The sequence below is a fragment of the Hyphomonas sp. CY54-11-8 genome, from assembly GCF_000682735.1.
Taxonomy (GTDB): domain Bacteria; phylum Pseudomonadota; class Alphaproteobacteria; order Caulobacterales; family Hyphomonadaceae; genus Hyphomonas.
The window spans coordinates 293,048-308,429 of record NZ_AWFD01000023.1 but is presented as its reverse complement, the minus strand read 5'-3'; the positions used below and the strand labels follow the sequence as shown (position 1 = coordinate 308,429).

16 protein-coding genes are annotated in these 15,382 nt (G+C 62.8%); 5 read left to right on the top strand and 11 right to left on the bottom strand.

Annotated features, from left to right (window positions below):
- The 9 genes from HY17_RS12725 to HY17_RS12680 all read right to left on the bottom strand — a co-directional run.
- The coding region (locus HY17_RS12725) for a beta/gamma crystallin-related protein (RefSeq protein ID WP_034766997.1) at window positions 1–1,500 on the bottom strand (1,500 nt) is incomplete at its 3' end.
- A gap of 70 nt (window positions 1,501–1,570) precedes the next feature.
- On the bottom strand, window positions 1,571–2,122 hold the full coding sequence (gene rimM / locus HY17_RS12720) for a ribosome maturation factor RimM (RefSeq protein WP_034766996.1): 552 nt from the start codon (window positions 2,120–2,122) through the stop codon (window positions 1,571–1,573).
- A gap of 52 nt (window positions 2,123–2,174) precedes the next feature.
- Window positions 2,175–2,882, bottom strand: a complete 708-nt coding sequence (locus HY17_RS19490) for a beta/gamma crystallin-related protein (protein ID WP_051600055.1) — start codon at window positions 2,880–2,882, stop codon at window positions 2,175–2,177.
- 184 nt (window positions 2,883–3,066) lie between these two features.
- Entirely contained in the window at window positions 3,067–3,510 is a 444-nt protein-coding gene (gene rpsP / locus HY17_RS20745; protein WP_034766995.1) for a 30S ribosomal protein S16, read from the bottom strand.
- A 37-nt stretch (window positions 3,511–3,547) separates the two neighbouring features.
- Window positions 3,548–3,859 (bottom strand): chorismate mutase, encoded by a 312-nt coding sequence (locus HY17_RS12700; protein WP_034766994.1) that lies wholly within the window; start codon window positions 3,857–3,859, stop codon window positions 3,548–3,550.
- Window positions 3,856–5,313, bottom strand: a complete 1,458-nt coding sequence (ffh, locus tag HY17_RS12695; RefSeq protein WP_034766993.1) for a signal recognition particle protein — start codon at window positions 5,311–5,313, stop codon at window positions 3,856–3,858. The genes HY17_RS12700 and ffh overlap by 4 nt, the downstream gene beginning before the upstream one ends.
- Before the next feature lie 201 nt (window positions 5,314–5,514).
- On the bottom strand, window positions 5,515–6,105 hold the full coding sequence (locus HY17_RS19485; protein ID WP_051600054.1) for a GNAT family N-acetyltransferase: 591 nt from the start codon (window positions 6,103–6,105) through the stop codon (window positions 5,515–5,517).
- 99 nt (window positions 6,106–6,204) lie between these two features.
- Window positions 6,205–8,298 (bottom strand): prolyl oligopeptidase family protein, encoded by a 2,094-nt coding sequence (locus tag HY17_RS12685; RefSeq protein ID WP_233348787.1) that lies wholly within the window; start codon window positions 8,296–8,298, stop codon window positions 6,205–6,207.
- Between the two features lie 98 nt (window positions 8,299–8,396).
- Window positions 8,397–8,990 carry a hypothetical protein gene (locus tag HY17_RS12680; protein WP_034766991.1) on the bottom strand — a complete coding sequence of 198 codons (594 nt, stop codon included), beginning with the start codon at window positions 8,988–8,990 and terminating at the stop codon, window positions 8,397–8,399.
- Window positions 8,991–9,132: 142 nt separating this feature from the next.
- Here HY17_RS12680 and HY17_RS12675 point away from each other — a divergent pair, with 142 nt between their 5' ends.
- The 3 genes from HY17_RS12675 to HY17_RS12665 all read left to right on the top strand — a co-directional run bounded on the left by HY17_RS12675 (window position 9,133) and on the right by HY17_RS12665 (window position 11,499).
- Window positions 9,133–10,275, top strand: coding sequence for an AGE family epimerase/isomerase (locus tag HY17_RS12675; protein ID WP_081813127.1), 1,143 nt, complete (start codon window positions 9,133–9,135; stop codon window positions 10,273–10,275).
- Between the two features lie 70 nt (window positions 10,276–10,345).
- Complete coding sequence (gpmA, locus tag HY17_RS12670) at window positions 10,346–11,059, top strand: 2,3-diphosphoglycerate-dependent phosphoglycerate mutase (protein WP_034766987.1); 714 nt, start codon at window positions 10,346–10,348, stop codon at window positions 11,057–11,059.
- Entirely contained in the window at window positions 11,056–11,499 is a 444-nt protein-coding gene (locus HY17_RS12665; protein WP_233348785.1) for a bifunctional diaminohydroxyphosphoribosylaminopyrimidine deaminase/5-amino-6-(5-phosphoribosylamino)uracil reductase RibD, read from the top strand. Before gpmA ends, HY17_RS12665 begins: the two co-directional genes overlap by 4 nt.
- Here HY17_RS12665 and HY17_RS12660 read toward each other — a convergent pair.
- Complete coding sequence (locus tag HY17_RS12660) at window positions 11,496–12,545, bottom strand: glycosyltransferase (protein WP_034766985.1); 1,050 nt, start codon at window positions 12,543–12,545, stop codon at window positions 11,496–11,498. The two genes, HY17_RS12665 and HY17_RS12660, sit on opposite strands and share 4 nt — an antisense overlap.
- Window positions 12,546–12,678: 133 nt before the next feature.
- Here HY17_RS12660 and HY17_RS12655 point away from each other — a divergent pair, with 133 nt between their 5' ends.
- Window positions 12,679–13,704 carry a glutathione S-transferase family protein gene (locus HY17_RS12655; RefSeq protein WP_051600052.1) on the top strand — a complete coding sequence of 342 codons (1,026 nt, stop codon included), beginning with the start codon at window positions 12,679–12,681 and terminating at the stop codon, window positions 13,702–13,704.
- A gap of 76 nt (window positions 13,705–13,780) precedes the next feature.
- Here the strand turns inward: HY17_RS12655 and HY17_RS12650 are convergent, their stop codons facing one another.
- Window positions 13,781–14,257: an Hsp20 family protein gene (locus HY17_RS12650; protein ID WP_034766983.1), complete on the bottom strand. Its 477-nt coding sequence runs from the start codon at window positions 14,255–14,257 to the stop codon at window positions 13,781–13,783.
- 201 nt (window positions 14,258–14,458) lie between these two features.
- On the opposite strand from HY17_RS12650, the gene HY17_RS12645 reads away from it, so the two are divergent.
- Window positions 14,459–15,361, top strand: coding sequence for a class I SAM-dependent methyltransferase (locus HY17_RS12645; protein ID WP_034766981.1), 903 nt, complete (start codon window positions 14,459–14,461; stop codon window positions 15,359–15,361).
- Window positions 15,362–15,382: the final 21 nt, after the last annotated feature.

Genomic DNA, 15,382 nt, shown 5'->3' with positions numbered 1-15,382 from the left:
GGGCGCGCGCACCGCCGGCTGACGGACTTCCGGCGCACGGCGGACCGGGGTTGCCGGACGGCTTTGCGGCTCGATCCGGCGCATGCCCGGCGGGCGGGTGTCACGCGTTGGCGCAGCACGCACATCCGGGGCTTTTGGTGTCAGGCTGCGCGGCGTTCCCCGACGCTCAGGCGCGCTGATGCGCGGCTGTTCGATCCGGGCGCGGTTCGGTGCAGGCGTTGCGCGAACGCCTGTTCCGCTGCGCCCCGCCGGGCCACCCGACAGGCTCCGCTCAATCCGGCGTTCTTCCACGCGCTCACCCGGCCGGCGGACCGGTTGGGACGTCACTGCACGCGGGGGAGGCGCGGCCGATTGTGCAGCGGCGGCTTCAGATTGCATGTTCCGGATTCCCGGCGGCAGGCGGCCTGCCTTTGGCGGCGTACGGGCGGCGGAATCATAGGTGCCGGCGCTCACACCCGCCTGCGGCGTATCGCGTCTTGCGCGGTCCCTATCCCTATCGCCTCTGTCTCTGCGGTCACCACCTGTCCAGTCGCCCCGGCGTCCATCCCGGCCGTCCCGTTCATGGCGGTCCCAACGGTCATGACCGGTGCTGCCGACCGGGCGGATGGAGGAGATATTATCGTTCAGGCGCAGGCCGTTCAGCTTGTCGACCGAGGCATCGACGATCTGGCAGCGGCCCTGGAAATTGGCGTGCTCGCACACTTCCCATTTGCCGGACCGGATCTGGATTGACGACACATTGTCATTGAACCGGTACCGGCTGAGATCGCGGATGCCGCGATTGATGCCCAACGAAGCGCCGCGGTCATAGGAGTCGGTATACAGCGTGACCGCCGCATCGCGCGCGCCATAGTGCCCGCGCAGCGGCGGACGTTCCCGCCGGTAATGGGTCGAGGAATAATAAGGCTGGGAGTAGCCATACCAGCCAAACCCGTACGGGTCGTAGCCAAGGCGCGGATCGTAATAGCCATAGCGCCGGTAATCGGGCGAATAACCATAATGGTAGACCTGGATCGAGGTCGAGGCGCCGTAGCCATAGCTGTAGGTGTCATAGCCATACTGCTCGTCATCGACATAGCGGATGTAGCCATTCTCATCGCGCACGAACATCAGGCCATGCTCGGCATCTGTATATTCATATACAGGACGCACCGATGAAATCTCTGCGTCCATGCCATACCAGGCAAGATCCGGAACGTCATAGCGCAGGAAGACGCAGCGGCCGGTAAAGTCGCTGTGCTGGCAGACTTCCCACTGTCCAGACAGCACCGCGATGGAGCGGGCCCGGTCGTTGAACTGCAGGTTCGGCAAGGCGTAGATCGGGTCGTATATTTCGCGGGCTTCACCGGAATAATTGGCACCGCTGTAGAGGATCAGCGTTGGCGGTCCCTCTTCCATCGCGGGGTCATAGTCATAGGTTTCTGTCTGGGCCTGTGCCCCCGCAGCCATTGCGATTGGCGCGGCGAGCACTGCCAGGAGGCGGAGGAACCTTGTCATCATCGGCCATACTTTCACTCAGTCTGGCAGAAAGTATGGCAAATCCTGTCTGAACAACCCGCAACAAACTGTGTCAGGCCCCGGGCGGGGGTTCTTCCTCTTCCGGCTCAGCCATCCATTCGTCCAGCGTCGCCACCACGACGCGGCGCGCGGCGAGGTCCACAACCGGCACATCCGCGAGGGTAAAAGGCACGAACACGCTGCCGCCGCCAGTGAGGTCTATCTCCAGCAGATCCCCTGCCCCGAAATCCTGAACGGCGCGCACGCGGCCGGCCCGATCGCTGCCGCCCGCATAGACATCGAGACCAACGAGATCCTCGATATAGAATTCGTCCTCGTCCGCTTCCGGCAGGCTGGCGCGGGGCACGTACAGCAGGGTGCCGCGCATGGCGTCCCACGCTTCCTTCTGCTTCTGCTCTTTCGGGCGGACGATGAAATGCTCCTTTCCCGGACGGGCAGATTTCGGCGTCAGGATCACTTTGCCGGACTCATCCAGCAGGGGGCCGAAATCGAACACGGCGTCAGGATCGGCGGTGAAGCTTCTCACCCGTACATCGCCGCGAACGCCATGGGCGCCCTTCAGGACGCCCACCACGATCAGCCTGTTGTCTGCTGTCTTGTTCATGACGCCTGTGTAGCGGCGCGCGCGCCAAGGGCAAGCGGCAGCTACCGTCGCCTTAGCGCCACCCGCTGTACCGGCGGATGGACGAGATATTGTCGTTCATCCGGATTGGGCCGAGGTCGCCGGCCGTCAGGATCGCACAGCGGCCGCGATAGTTCGCGTGTTCGCACACCTGCCAGGTGCCGCCGCTGACATAGAAGGAGCTGGCCTTGTCGTTGAACCGGTACTGGCTGAGATCGGCGACATCCCGGCTGATCTCCATCGCGTAGCCGCGCTGATTGGAATCCGGGAACAGGACAACACCCTGTCTGCCACCCCAATCGCCCCGACGGCCATCGCGCCGGCCATCCCCGCCGTCGTCCCAACGGTCATGACGTCCACCCCGGTCATACCCGGCCGGGCGGATTGAGGAGATAGTGTCGTTCAGGCGGTAGGCATTCAGATGCCTTTTGCTGGCATCGATGATTTCACACCGGCCACGGAAGTTCGCGTCCACGCAGACTTCCCACACGCCGCGATTGATCGCGATGGATGAGGCCCGGTCGTTGAAGCCGATACGGCCAAGACTGGGCACCGCGCCGTCAATCCGGACGGCTTCTCCACGGAAACCGGCATTGGAATACAGGACGGCCCCGCCCTGGCGGCCCTGATAGTCCCCGCCGCGCCAGCTATCCCGGTCACCGCGATGATCGGCACTCGCAGGCAAGGCCAGGGCAGCAAGACCCGCCGCAAAGGCGAGCGCGGAAACAAGCGTCTTCTTCATAACAGGCTCCTTTTCGGACAGACCGCTTTTAGGTGAAGCGATCTGAACCCGATCAGGATTCCCCGTTATCCTGTGTTCAGCTTTTCGGTCGGTTTTCGGGCCGCATACGGAAAAGGCCGGCACCCTTCCCGGATGCCGGCCCTTCCATGGCCCGTCAGAGGGCGCCTGCCTGTTGGCGGGCAGCTTATTCGGAAGCGGCTTCTTCTGCCGGGGCTTCCTCAGCCGGTGCTTCTTCGGCCGGAGCGGCAGCAGCTTCAGCAGCGGCTTCTGCCGCAGCAGCGGCTTTCTCTTCACGTTCCTTGATGCGTTCCTGGGCTTTCTTGCCCGGCTCGCCCTTGTTCGGGTTGTTGCCGTGCGTCCAGGTCACGACCGGCTTGCCGTCGACTTCGAGCTGCGACAGGAAGCGGGCGACGCGTTCGGTCGGCTGGGCACCCTTGCGGACCCATTCAGCAGCTTTCTCGGCGTCGATCTGTACGCGGTTTTCCGAGTCTTTCGGAAGGCGCGGATCATAGGTGCCGATCTTCTCGATGAAGCGGCCGTCACGCGGGGCGCGAGCGTCGGCAACAACGACGGAGTAGAAAGGGCGTTTCTTTGACCCGCCGCGAGCGAGCCGGATTTTGAGGGCCATGGGGTTATCTCCTGTGTACTGGCGTCTCTGGAATGTTCTAGTCGGCCTCTAGGCCGCGGATGTGCTCATGATGGCGGATCACTTCCGCCACGATGAAATTGAGGAATTTCTCGGCAAAGGCCGGATCGAGACCGGAGTCCTGCGCCATGGCGCGGAGCCGTTCGATCTGTTCTGCTTCGCGGGTCTTGTCCGCAGGCGGAAGATTATGCTGAGCTTTCAGCTTGCCAACCTGTTGGGTCAACTTGAAACGCTCGGCCAGCGTGTGGACGAGGATCGCATCGAGATTGTCGATGCTGTCGCGGAACTGGCTCAGCTGGAACTTGGCCAGTGTCGTGTCGATGTCGGTCATTTCTTTTTACCCCCCAACAGGTCGCCCATGCCCGGCGGAAGCGATCCGCCGCCAAGGCCCGGCAGCTGCTGGCCGCCCATCTTTGCAAGATCAGCCTGCGAGATGCCGGCCTGCTGCGCCATGCTCAACATGTTCTTCATGCCGCCCTTGGTGCGCATCTTCTTCATCATGCCCGCCATCTGCTGGTGCATCTTTAGCAGCTTGTTCACGTCCTGCACCGTGGTGCCGGAGCCGGCGGCGATGCGCTTGCGGCGCGAGGCGTTGAGCAGCGCAGGCTTTTCACGCTCGGCTTTCGTCATGGAGGAAATGATCGCCTCCTGACGTTTCAGGACATTATCATCGAGGTTTGCCGCTTCCATGGCCTGCTTGGCCTTGCGGGCGCCGGGCAGCATGCCCATCAGGCCGCCAAGACCGCCCATCTGCTGCATCTGCCGCAGCTGATCAGCCAGATCGTTGAGGTCGAAGATGCCCTTGCGCATCTTCTCCGCCATCCGCTCGGCCTTTGCGGCGTCCATCTGCTCGGCAGCTTTTTCGACCAGCGAGACGATATCCCCCTGCCCGAGGATGCGGCCCGCGACGCGTTTCGCATCGAAGGCGTCGAGCCCGTCGAGCTTTTCGCCGACACCGAGGAACTTGATCGGCAGGCCGGTGACCGCACGCATGGAGAGCGCGGCCCCGCCGCGGCCATCACCATCCATCCGGGTCAGGACAAGGCCGGTCAGCGGCAAGCGCTCATGGAAACGCCGCGCGGTTTCGACCGCATCCTGGCCGGTCAGGGCATCTGCGACGAGCAACGTTTCCTGCGGCTGGGCGATCTCTGCGATCTCGGCCGCCTCGGTCATCATCTGTTCGTCGATACTGGTCCGGCCGGCGGTATCTAGGAAGAGAACGTCATAGCCGCCGATCTTCGCGGCATTCATGGCGCGCCGGGCGATGTCCGCCGGCAGCTGGCCCTGCACGATCGGCAGGGAGCTGACATTCTCGCCACACTGGTCTGCCAGAATTGCCAGCTGTTCCATGGCCGCCGGGCGGCGCACATCGAGCGAAGCGAGCAGGACTTTCTTGCGGCCCTTCTCCGACAGGCGCTTGGCCAGCTTGCCGGTCGTGGTGGTTTTACCGGAGCCCTGAAGGCCCGCCATCATGACGACGGCCGGCGGGCTGTCGACGCGCAGGCTGGTATCGGCGTCTTCGCCGCCCAACATGTCGACCAGACCGTCATAGACGATCTTGATAACCTGCTGGCCCGGCTTCACGGAGCGGATGACTTCCTCGCCTACGGCGCGGGTCTTCACCTTGGCGATGAAGTCCTTGACCACGGGCAGCGCGACGTCTGCTTCCAGCAGCGCAACACGGATTTCGCGCAGCGCTTCGGACACATCCTTCTCGGACAGCGCGCCGCGCCCCGTCAGGTTGTCGAAAATGCCGCCGAGCCGTTCGCTGAGGGCGTCAAACATCGCGTTACTCCTTATGCCGTCTGTCAGAACTGTCCTGACATGGGCACTCCATGGGTTCAACGCAAAGACCAAGAGCCCCGCTGAGCGACACTTCGCCGGGCGGGGGGCCTCGCTGTCCTCACGGGAACGGTCAAGGCGCGCTTCTGGATTTGCGCAGATTTGGCGCGCCTAAAGCACGCGAATGCCAGCGGCGTCAAGCTTTTAAGCCTGTTGCAACTCCCGCACCCGGTCCTGCAGCAGGGCGATTGCCGCTTTCGCCTCATCCCCGACCAGCGACAGGACGGCCATATCGGCCCATGTTCCGTTGGCCATGCGGAAATAGCTGCGCAGCGTGCCTTCGCGCTTGGCCCCGAACCGTTCGATGGAACGGATGGAGCGCTCATTGCTTTCCGGCGTCAGGATCTCGATCCGCCGCATACGCGAGGCATACGCACGCTGGATGGTGGCAAGTTGAACCGCCGGGACGATTGCGGTGCCGCGCATCTCGTCGACGATCCAGAGAGAAGCAATCCGCAACCGCCGGTGCGTGCGGGATATATCTGCATAGGCGACCACACCGGCAAAGGCGCCGTCCGACTTCCGCCAGATCGTGAACGGGATGTAGTCACCGGACTTTTTCAGCTCCAGCGTATGATCGAAATAGGAATGGAAATTGGTGCCGGTCGCGATCACCGGCATCCATTGCCACATGGCTTCGACCGCAGACGTGTTCATCAGAACGTCCCGGTCTGCTTCCGTCAGCACTTTCAGGCTGACCAGCTCGTTCTCAAAGCCCGGATCGTCCAGTTTCATGCCCTGACAGTCTCACGCTTGGGCATTTTGGCAAGGCTCCGGAATAGAAAAACCCGGCACTTCATCCAAATGTGATTTAAGCCGACCTGGAATCCGGACTCAGTTCGTGTCGGCCAGCTTCTGGCTGAGATAGGTGAATTCCAGAGCCGTCCGCTTGGCGCGCTCGGTCTGGTTGGCCGCCGCGGCATGTCCGCCATCGATGTTCTCGTAATAGAGGAATGGCAGGCCTGCCGCCTCGAACTTCTTCGCCATCTTGCGCGCATGGCCGGGGTGCACCCGGTCATCCTTCGTGGACGTCACAAAGAATGGCTCGGGATAGGGCTTTGACGCGTCGAAATTCTGGTAGGGCGAGATCGTCTCGAGGAAGGCCCGCTCTTCCGGCACTTCCGGAGACCCGTATTCATCGACCCAGGACGCCCCTGCCAGCAGGAGATGGTAGCGCAGCATGTCGAGCAGCGGGACCTGCACCACAACGGCATTCCAGAGATCCGGCCGCTGGTTCAGCATCACGCCCATCAGCAGGCCGCCATTGGAGCCGCCCATGATGCCGAGATGATCCGCGCTGGTCACGCCGGAGGCAATGAGATCCTCGCCCACGGCGATGAAGTCGTCATAGATGCGCTGGCGGTTCTGCTTCAGGCCGGCCTGGTGCCAGGCCGGGCCGAACTCGCCGCCGCCACGGATGTTCGCCAATACATAGGCCCCGCCCTGCTCCAGCCAGAGCCTGCCCGTCACGGGGCTGTAGGCCGGGTTCATCGACACCTGGAAACCGCCATAGGCATAGAGCAGCGTCGGCGTGGTCCCGTCCATCGGGATGTCTTTCCGCGCGACGAGGAAATACGGCACCTTCGTTCCATCCTTGGAAGTCGCGAAATGCTGCTCCACCTTCAGGCCTGCCGCATCGAACTTGGCCGGCACACTTTTCAGCAGGGCCGCCGCATCGCTCGCGGCATCGTATTCGAGCAGCGAGTCCGGGGTCAGGAAGTCTTCATAGTTCAGGAAGACGGTCTTTTCGTGCGGATTGGCAAAGGCGATGCTGGCCTGGCCTTCGCCCGGCAGCGCCACGCTCCAGGTCCGCCAGCCATCGCTGCCGGGTTCAGCCCGCATCACCTTGCCGACAGCCGTGTCGCTGACAGACAGCAGCATGGCGTCCCTGGCGATGGCAACACCTTCCAGCGCCTGCGCTTCGGAAGGCCGGTAAACGAGGGAGACTGCCGGCAGCGCCCGGGTCTCCATGAACGCGGCCACATCAAAGGCAACAAGATCGCCGGACCTGAACGCATCTGACTGGCCTTCCGGTGCCCAATCTTCCTGCAGGGAGACGAGGAACTGGCCCCGGTAAATGCCTTCCGGAGACGATTTCATTGGAATCGGCCACCGGACCGCCGTGGTCTCCCCTTCCGGGAACCACCAATAGCTCGACGTGAAGAAGGTTTCCGCCTCCACAGCGCCCTGAAGCACCCTGCCGTCATCCAGTTCCAGCGTCATCGGCCAGACGCCGACATCCGTCACTTTGCCGCGGAAGACTTCCTCAGCGCTTTCCAGGGATGTGCCGCGCGCCCAGCGTTTGACGACGAAGGGGTAGCCCGACTCCGTCACCGTGCCTTCGCCCCAGTCCGTTGAGATCAGCACCGTATCCGGCCCGGCCCAGGCGAGGCCCTGTTTGGCTTCCGGTGTGACGAAGCCATCTTTCACGAAAGTCCTGGTCGCCAGATCGAATTCGCGCTGGATCACGGCATCCTTGCCGCCATCCGACAACGAGACCATGCACTTATAGGTCCCTGTGCCTTTCGGCTCGAAACAGTTCGCGCCCTTGTAGACCCAGTTCTTGCCTTCCGATTCCGCCAGCTGGTCGAAATCGACCACGGTTTCCCAATCCGGTTCATCGGTGCGGTAAGACGCGATGGATGCCCGGCGCCAAAGGCCGCGCACATTGGTGTCGTCTTGCCAGAAATTGTAGACATAGCCGGAGCGCACCACGCCATAGGCAATGCGCTCCTTGGAATTCAGTGCATCCAGCGCCGCCGCCTCAAAGTCGGAATAACGGGGGTCCGCCTGAAGCTCGGCCAGCGTCCGCGCATTCTGCGCGCGAACCCAGGCGAGCGCGTCGTCCCCTTCAACTTCTTCGAGCCAGGGGTACGGATCCTCGCCCGGGAGAGACCCAGCAGGTTTCAGGGATTCTGTATCGGCCAATTTGCTCTCCGGAAATTGTGTCACTGCACATGTGGCGATCGCCAGTGCGACCAGACAAATGGAAATGCTGCGATTGAGCAACCCGCGGGATCCGCCAACTATTCGGCCCAGCGGCCAAGGCGTTCGAATTTCACCGATTCAACGATCAGCGCCCGGGACTTGTCCGGCACGACCGGGCGGATGCCGAGATAATCGACCCCCTGCTCGCCCTCAATGACCGGCACATCATATTCAAAGCTGTAATCCTGGAACTCGCGTTGCAGGTCGAACACCTGCCAGCCCGAATCACCGACCCGGCCGGCGGAATAATTTGCCTCCATCTGAAGGGCGCCCCGCGTATCCGCCGGGCGGGCCCGCACGGTGCACCGGACCGTAAAGCCGGAGAACTGCACTTCCATGTCCGCCGCCAGCCGGAAGTGGGGCCCAAGTTCGGGCGCTCTCTCGAGCGTATCCGCATCCACCTCGATATAAAGTTGTTTGCGTCCTTTCGGCCCGTCAATCAGCCGGGTGGTGGCATCCCCGCCGGCGACGACCTTGTTCAGATAGGCCCCGGAAACGGTGATTTCGTTGTAGTTCTGGCCATCCCCGGTCACTGCGCCGGACGGCAGGCGGCCGACGCCCGGCATGATGGCGATGCCCACCATTCCGGCCGCAACAAGCAGGGCGAGAGGAAAGAATATCCTGTCCTTCATCGGGGCCTTTCTCACTCTGGTGCGTTCGTAACGCTGCAACCGCCGGTCGCCGCTGGTCAACCGGGTCTGCTCCTGTTAGCAGGTGCTCGTCGGTTCTGGCGAGCGGCATTCGCCGACGCATCTGCTACGGGGTTTGCGCCATATGTCAAAGTCAGCCTTGAAGCGCCGGGCGCGGGAAGCCCGTCACTGGCTGATGGACGCCTGTTTTCCCCTCTGGTCTGAACGCGGTGTCGGCGAGCACGGCCTGTTCCGCGAATCGCTGACGCTCGACCACCAGGCCGGAGACCAGAAAACGACCCGCGTCCGTGTTCAGGGGCGTCAGACTTATGTCTTCACCGAAGCCCTGCGGATGGGCTGGAAGCCGGACACCGCCGCCGACCATATCGGTATGGGCCTGTCTACACTGGCAGGCCCGGCCCTGCGCAGCGACGGGCTCCCCGGATGCGTTCTGAATGCGGATGGTTCGGGTCTGGCCGACGATAGGGTCGACCTCTACGACATCGCCTTTGTCCTTTATGCTCTGGCTGAATCCGCCATCGCCCTCGACGGGGCGGAAGAGGCTCTGGCGGGCGCGGCGGCCATTCTCAAAACGGTCGATGCAAAACTGCGCGCCCCTGATGGCGGGTATTTCGAGCACATTCCCGGCATAGACCAGAATCGCCATCAGAATCCCCACATGCATTTCCTGGAAGCCTGCCTCGCCCTGCACCGGGCGAATCCGGAAGGCGGTCACCTGACCCGCGCGGGCGAGATCATCAGCCTGTTCGACCGGTTCCTGACCGCCGGACCGGGAGACCTGCTGGGCGAGCATTTCGCCCCGGGCTGGACCCAGCCGACCGGACGCGATGCAGAGATTGTCGAGCCCGGCCATCAGTTCGAATGGGTCTGGCTGCTGCATGCTTTCGCGAAGGCCAGCGGTACGCCGATCCCTCCCCGGGCGGAGACCCTTTACGTCTTTGCATGCTCTACGCTGGACGAAGAAAGCAGGGCCCTGCTGGAGGTGACCCGCGAAGGCGCAGTCGCCGACGGGTCGCGCCGTACCTGGCCACAGACCGAAGCCCTGAAGGCCCATCTCGCCATGTTCGAAGCGACTGGCGAGGAAAGCTTTGCCGCTGCTGCCTGCCGCAGTTTCGATGTGCTGATGGACGAACACCTGACCCCGGAAGGCGGCTGGATCGACAGGTACGACGCCACCGGCAAACCTGTCGCCCACATGATGCCAGCCTCGACAGGCTATCATGTCGTGCTGGCCATGGTGGAGCTGATGCGGATCATGGACGCTTGAATCGGCAGCGTTTTGCGCCGAAAAGGCCGCCAGACAGACATTCAGGACTATAAAAGGACCACTGATCGCGATGCCGAAGCTAGCTCTCGTCCGCCACGGACAATCCGCCTGGAACCTCGAAAACCGTTTCACCGGCTGGTGGGATGCCGACCTGACCGAAAAAGGCGAAGGCGAAGCCAAGAAGGCCGGCCAGTTGCTGAAAGGCGTCGACGCTGATTTCCGCGCCGCCTTCACCAGCTACCAGACCCGCGCCATCCGCACGCTTTGGCTGGCGCTGACGGAGATGGGACGCGCCTGGGTGCCGGTGGAAAAAGCCTGGCAGCTGAATGAGCGCCACTATGGCGGCCTGACCGGCCTCGACAAGGCGGAGACCGCCGCAAAGCATGGCGACGAACAGGTTCATGTCTGGCGCCGTTCATATGACGTGCCGCCGCCGCCGCTGGAAAAGGGCTCCACCTGGGACCTTTCCACCGATCCGCGCTACAAGGGCATCGACATTCCGGATACGGAAAGCCTGAAACTGACGCTGGACCGTGTGCTTCCTTATTGGGACGCTGAAATTGCCCCTGTGCTGAAGTCCGGCAAGGACGTCGTCATCGCTGCACATGGCAACTCCCTGCGCGCGCTCGTGAAGCACCTGTTCAACGTGCCCGACGACAAGATCACGTCCGTCGAGATCCCGACGGGCAATCCGCTGCTGATCGATCTGGACGATAGTCTGAAGCCGGTCGCCGTGCGCTATCTCGATGCAGACCGCGCCCAGGCGCTGCCGGACCTGCCGTGAGCAAACGGCGCGACCAGCGCATGATGGGGCGGGCGCTTGCGCTCGCCCGTCTCAATCAGGGCCTGACCGGCGTGAACCCGTCCGTCGGCTGCGTAATCCTCGATTCCCATGGTCACATTGTCGGGGACGGCGTGACCGGACGGGGCGGCCGGCCCCATGCGGAAGAGATTGCGCTGGAAGAGGCCGGAGAAGCCGCGCGCGGCGGTACCGCCTATGTCACGCTAGAACCCTGCCGCGAACGCTCGGCAGGCGGCAAGTCCTGCTCTGTGAAACTCGAAGAGGCGGGCGTAGCCCGTGTGGTCTGTTCTGTGCTGGACCCGCACCCGGTCGCCAATGGGGGCATCCTGCGCCTGCGCCGGGCAGGCATTCAGGTGGATGTCGGCCCCGGCCGCCACGCAGCCGAAGGCCTCTACCGCGCTTTTTTTGCGAGTGTCGGTTAGCCCGGGAACGGCCCTGCAAAATCGATGATCTTCTGATAGAAGGCCTTCGAGTCCCGCTGGAAAGCCGCCTTGTTGAACTGCGCTTCGTAGGAGGCGCGTCCGCCAGCGATGATCTTCGCGGCGAACTCCTCGTCCGTGATCACTTTGCTGAGCGCATTCGCCAGCGCACCGACATCGTTCTTGGGAATCAGAACGCCGTTCTCGCCGTCCTTCACATAGGCCGCAGGTCCGACGGCATCGGCGGCGACCAGCGGGCGTGACGCCGCCCAGGCATCCACCGTGACGGTTCCGAACGGTTCGTAGCGCGACGGAAAGGCCACCACGTCGCAAGCCGCGAGCAGCGCACCGCGATCGTTCCGCCAGCCGAGGAAGCGGACGCGATCGTCAAGGTTCAGCCGCTTGCAATGCGCGCGCAGTTCTGCCTCCAGCGGGCCCTCCCCCGCGATCCAGACATAGAGGCCCGGCACTTTGGCGGTGGCGTCGAGCAACGTGTCGAGGCCTTTCTTCTCGTGCAGGCGGGCAAGCGCCAGGGCGACCGGCGCATCTTCGGGCGTGTCGAGGCTTGCCCGGTCAACCGGGTCGGCGCCCTCAAAGTCTGCATAGGTGTGGATGATGCCGGACCGGTCCTCGCTGACCCCCTGTTCGCGGATATGCCGCAACAGGTCGATCGTCAGACCGACATGCCATTCGCAATTCACGAAGCGGGCAAGCTTGTAATAGCCGCCATACCAGCCGATCGAACGGTTGCGGTATTCCTTCGGTGCAAACTGCCCCGCGCGGCCCATCCAGTATTCGATAACATCCGGTTTGAATGTCTTGATCGCCTCACCCAGCACACGGCGCGTGGGAAACGGCCAGGCATTGTTGAACGGCGCCACATCGACGCCGATTCCGGCCTCACGGAATTTTTGTACGCGGAACTGATTGTCCGGCCGCGTCACGACGTGTTGGGTAAGACCGGCTTCGGCCAGAGCCAGAACCGATTCCAGCATGATATTTTCCGCGCCCCCCTCCGGGGCACCGGCCATCACGTGCATCACGCGCATCGGCCTCTCCTTCATGTCAGGTCAGGATATCTGGTGACGCGCATAGCCATTTACAGGCGCGGCGGCAAACACTGGTTGGCAGTGGGGGCTGAAATGCCTAAGCAGGGGCCGAGCCGAGACAGGAACCAAAGCCATGTCAGCCTATCGCCTCTTCGGCGCCGAAACCTCACCCTACTCACTGAAAGTGCGTGCCTTTCTGCGGTACAAGGGAGTCGAGTTCGAATGGATCACCCGGTCCCGCGACACGGAAACCGATTTCCGCGCACTGGCGCGTATCGCGACCGTGCCGCTACTGGTCGCACCTGATCGTCGGGTGAGCCAGGAATCGACCCGCATGCTGTTGGCGCTCGAAGCGGCGCAGCCGGAGCCGTCGGCCACGCCTGAGGATCCCGCCCTTGCAGCCCTGTCGCTGATCCTCGAAGACTATGGCGACGAGTGGCTGAACAAGTGCATGTTCCAGCAGCGCTGGGGCAACAAGCCGGACCGCGACCAGGCGGGCCTGCGCGCCTTGGTGCAGTTGTCGGGCGGCAAGCGCCCGCGTGCCTGGAAGAAGCCGTCGGTCCAGATTGCCGAGCGCATGGCCGACCGCCTGCCGCTGGTCGGTGCTTCGATTGAGAACCAGCCGGTGCTGGATGCGTCCTGGCGCCGCTTTGCGGAATTGCTGAATGCGCACCTGAAGCAGCATCTTTTCATTTTCGGGGGCCGTCCGGCCTTTGCCGATTTCAGCCTCGCCGCCCAGTTCCAGCAAATGCTGCTGGACCCGACCCCGGCAGAATGGCTGAAGGATCGCGCACCGTTCATCACGGCCTGGTGCGAAAACATGGATGACCCGAAAGCCGGGGGTCCGTTTGCGGACATAGCCGCACTTCAGCCGACGCTTACACCGCTGTTCGCGGAAGAAGTCAGCAAGACCTATCTGCCTTGGACGAAGGCGAACGCCGACGCCGTGCGCGCAGGCGAAGACAAGGTCTCCGTTGACCTCGAGGCCGGCACCTTTGTGCAATCGGCCCAGAAGCACGCTGCCGAAGCCTTCAATGCGGTCGACCGTCATGTCAGCCGCACACTGAAGGAATCGCTCGCGCTGGAAGACTTCCTCAGCGCCGCCAATTGCCTTCAGGTATTCCGCCATGCGGAGAAAGTGGCCAACGCCGGCGCCTGATGGTTCAGTTTAAAAGATAACGGCGCGCCCCGGTCAGGAGCGCGCCGAATCGTGTCTCAATCGGACAGGACCGGACTTAGGCTGCGTCAGCCTTTTTCTTACCGATCAGTTTCGGCTCCGGTGCTTCGGAGGTTCCGATCTCGATCTTGCGAGGCTTTTTCTCTTCCGGAAGTTCACGGACGAGATCAATTTTCAGGACGCCATGGTCCAGTTGAGCGCCGGTCACGAGAATGTGATCGGCTAGCTGGAAGCGGCGGATGAAGCTGCGCTGGGCAATGCCGCGGTGCAGATAGTCCCTGCCGCTGGCGTCTTCGGTTTCGGTTTTCTTGCCGGCAACGGTCAGCAGGCCTTCCTTCGTCTCGATCTCGAGATCGTCCTGCGTGAAACCGGCAACGGCAATCTCGATGGCGAAGGCGTTTTCGTCGACTCGCTCGATATTATAAGGGGGATAGCCCTGCGAACCATCCAAGCGCGCGGCCTGATCGATCATGTTTGCCATGCGGTCAAAGCCTACCATGGTGCGGTAAAGGGGGGTCAGATCTATATTCGACATGTGTTCAGTCCTCTGTCTCAAAGCAACTGGGAACACCCTGATCGGGGGGTTCCGTCTGGGGTTCGGACTTCGCAAACACCCGGCCCGAATGATGGCACCGGCACGAAACCCGGCCACGGCCCGCGTCGCAGCACCGTGACAAAGGTACATGTGGGTGCCTAAAAGGGCGGTTCAAGAGGTCCCATCGACGGAGAAACACAGATGAAAACCGCCGTATCCACTACCCTCCTTTCCCTGGCGCTGCTCGCCGGCTGCTCCCCCGCTCCGGCAGACAGCCCGGAAGCTGTTGCCGAACTCGATACCGCAGCCGCAGAGACGCCCACGCCTGAAAGCGCGCTGGAAGCCGCCATCGCCAGCGACGTGCGCTCGCCCGAGGAAAAAGCCCGCGACGTGTGGCGCCATCCGAAGGAAACGCTGGAATTCCTGGGCGTGGAAGCCGATGACACCGTCGTGGAAATCTGGCCGGGCGGCGGTTGGTACACCAACATCCTCGCACCCTACCTGGCCTCCGGCGGCGGCAAGCTGGTCGCTGTCCTGTTCTCGCCTGAAGGTATTGATGACGCCGAGCGCGTTGCCCGGATCGAGACGAACAATGAAAACTTCAAATCGAACTATACCGACCCGAAGTTCGGCACGATCACCTATTCCGGCTTCTCGGCAAACAGCGGCCCGTTGACCGAGCCCGGCACCGCGGACGTCGTGCTCACCTTCCGCAACATCCATAACTGGATGGCTGGCGGCTACGAACAGAAATTCTTCAACGACGCCTATGCGGCCCTCAAGCCCGGCGGCATTCTCGGCGTGGTCGAGCACCGCCTGCCGTCAACGGCCTTGCAGGACCCGAAAGCCCCGAGCGGCTATGTCCACGAAGACTATGTGCGCACGCTAGCGGCCAATGCCGGTTTCCAGTTCGACGGATCCTCCGAGATCAACGCAAACCCGGCTGACACCGCAGACCATCCTTACGGTGTCTGGACGCTTCCGCCGGTCAGCAACCAGCCGGACGAAGGCGAAGAAGCCCCCGAAGGCTGGGACCCGGAAGCCTACAAGGCCATCGGCGAAAGCGACCGCATGACGCTGAAATTCATCAAGCCGGCGGAATAGTCCGTCTCCAGAATTACCCCT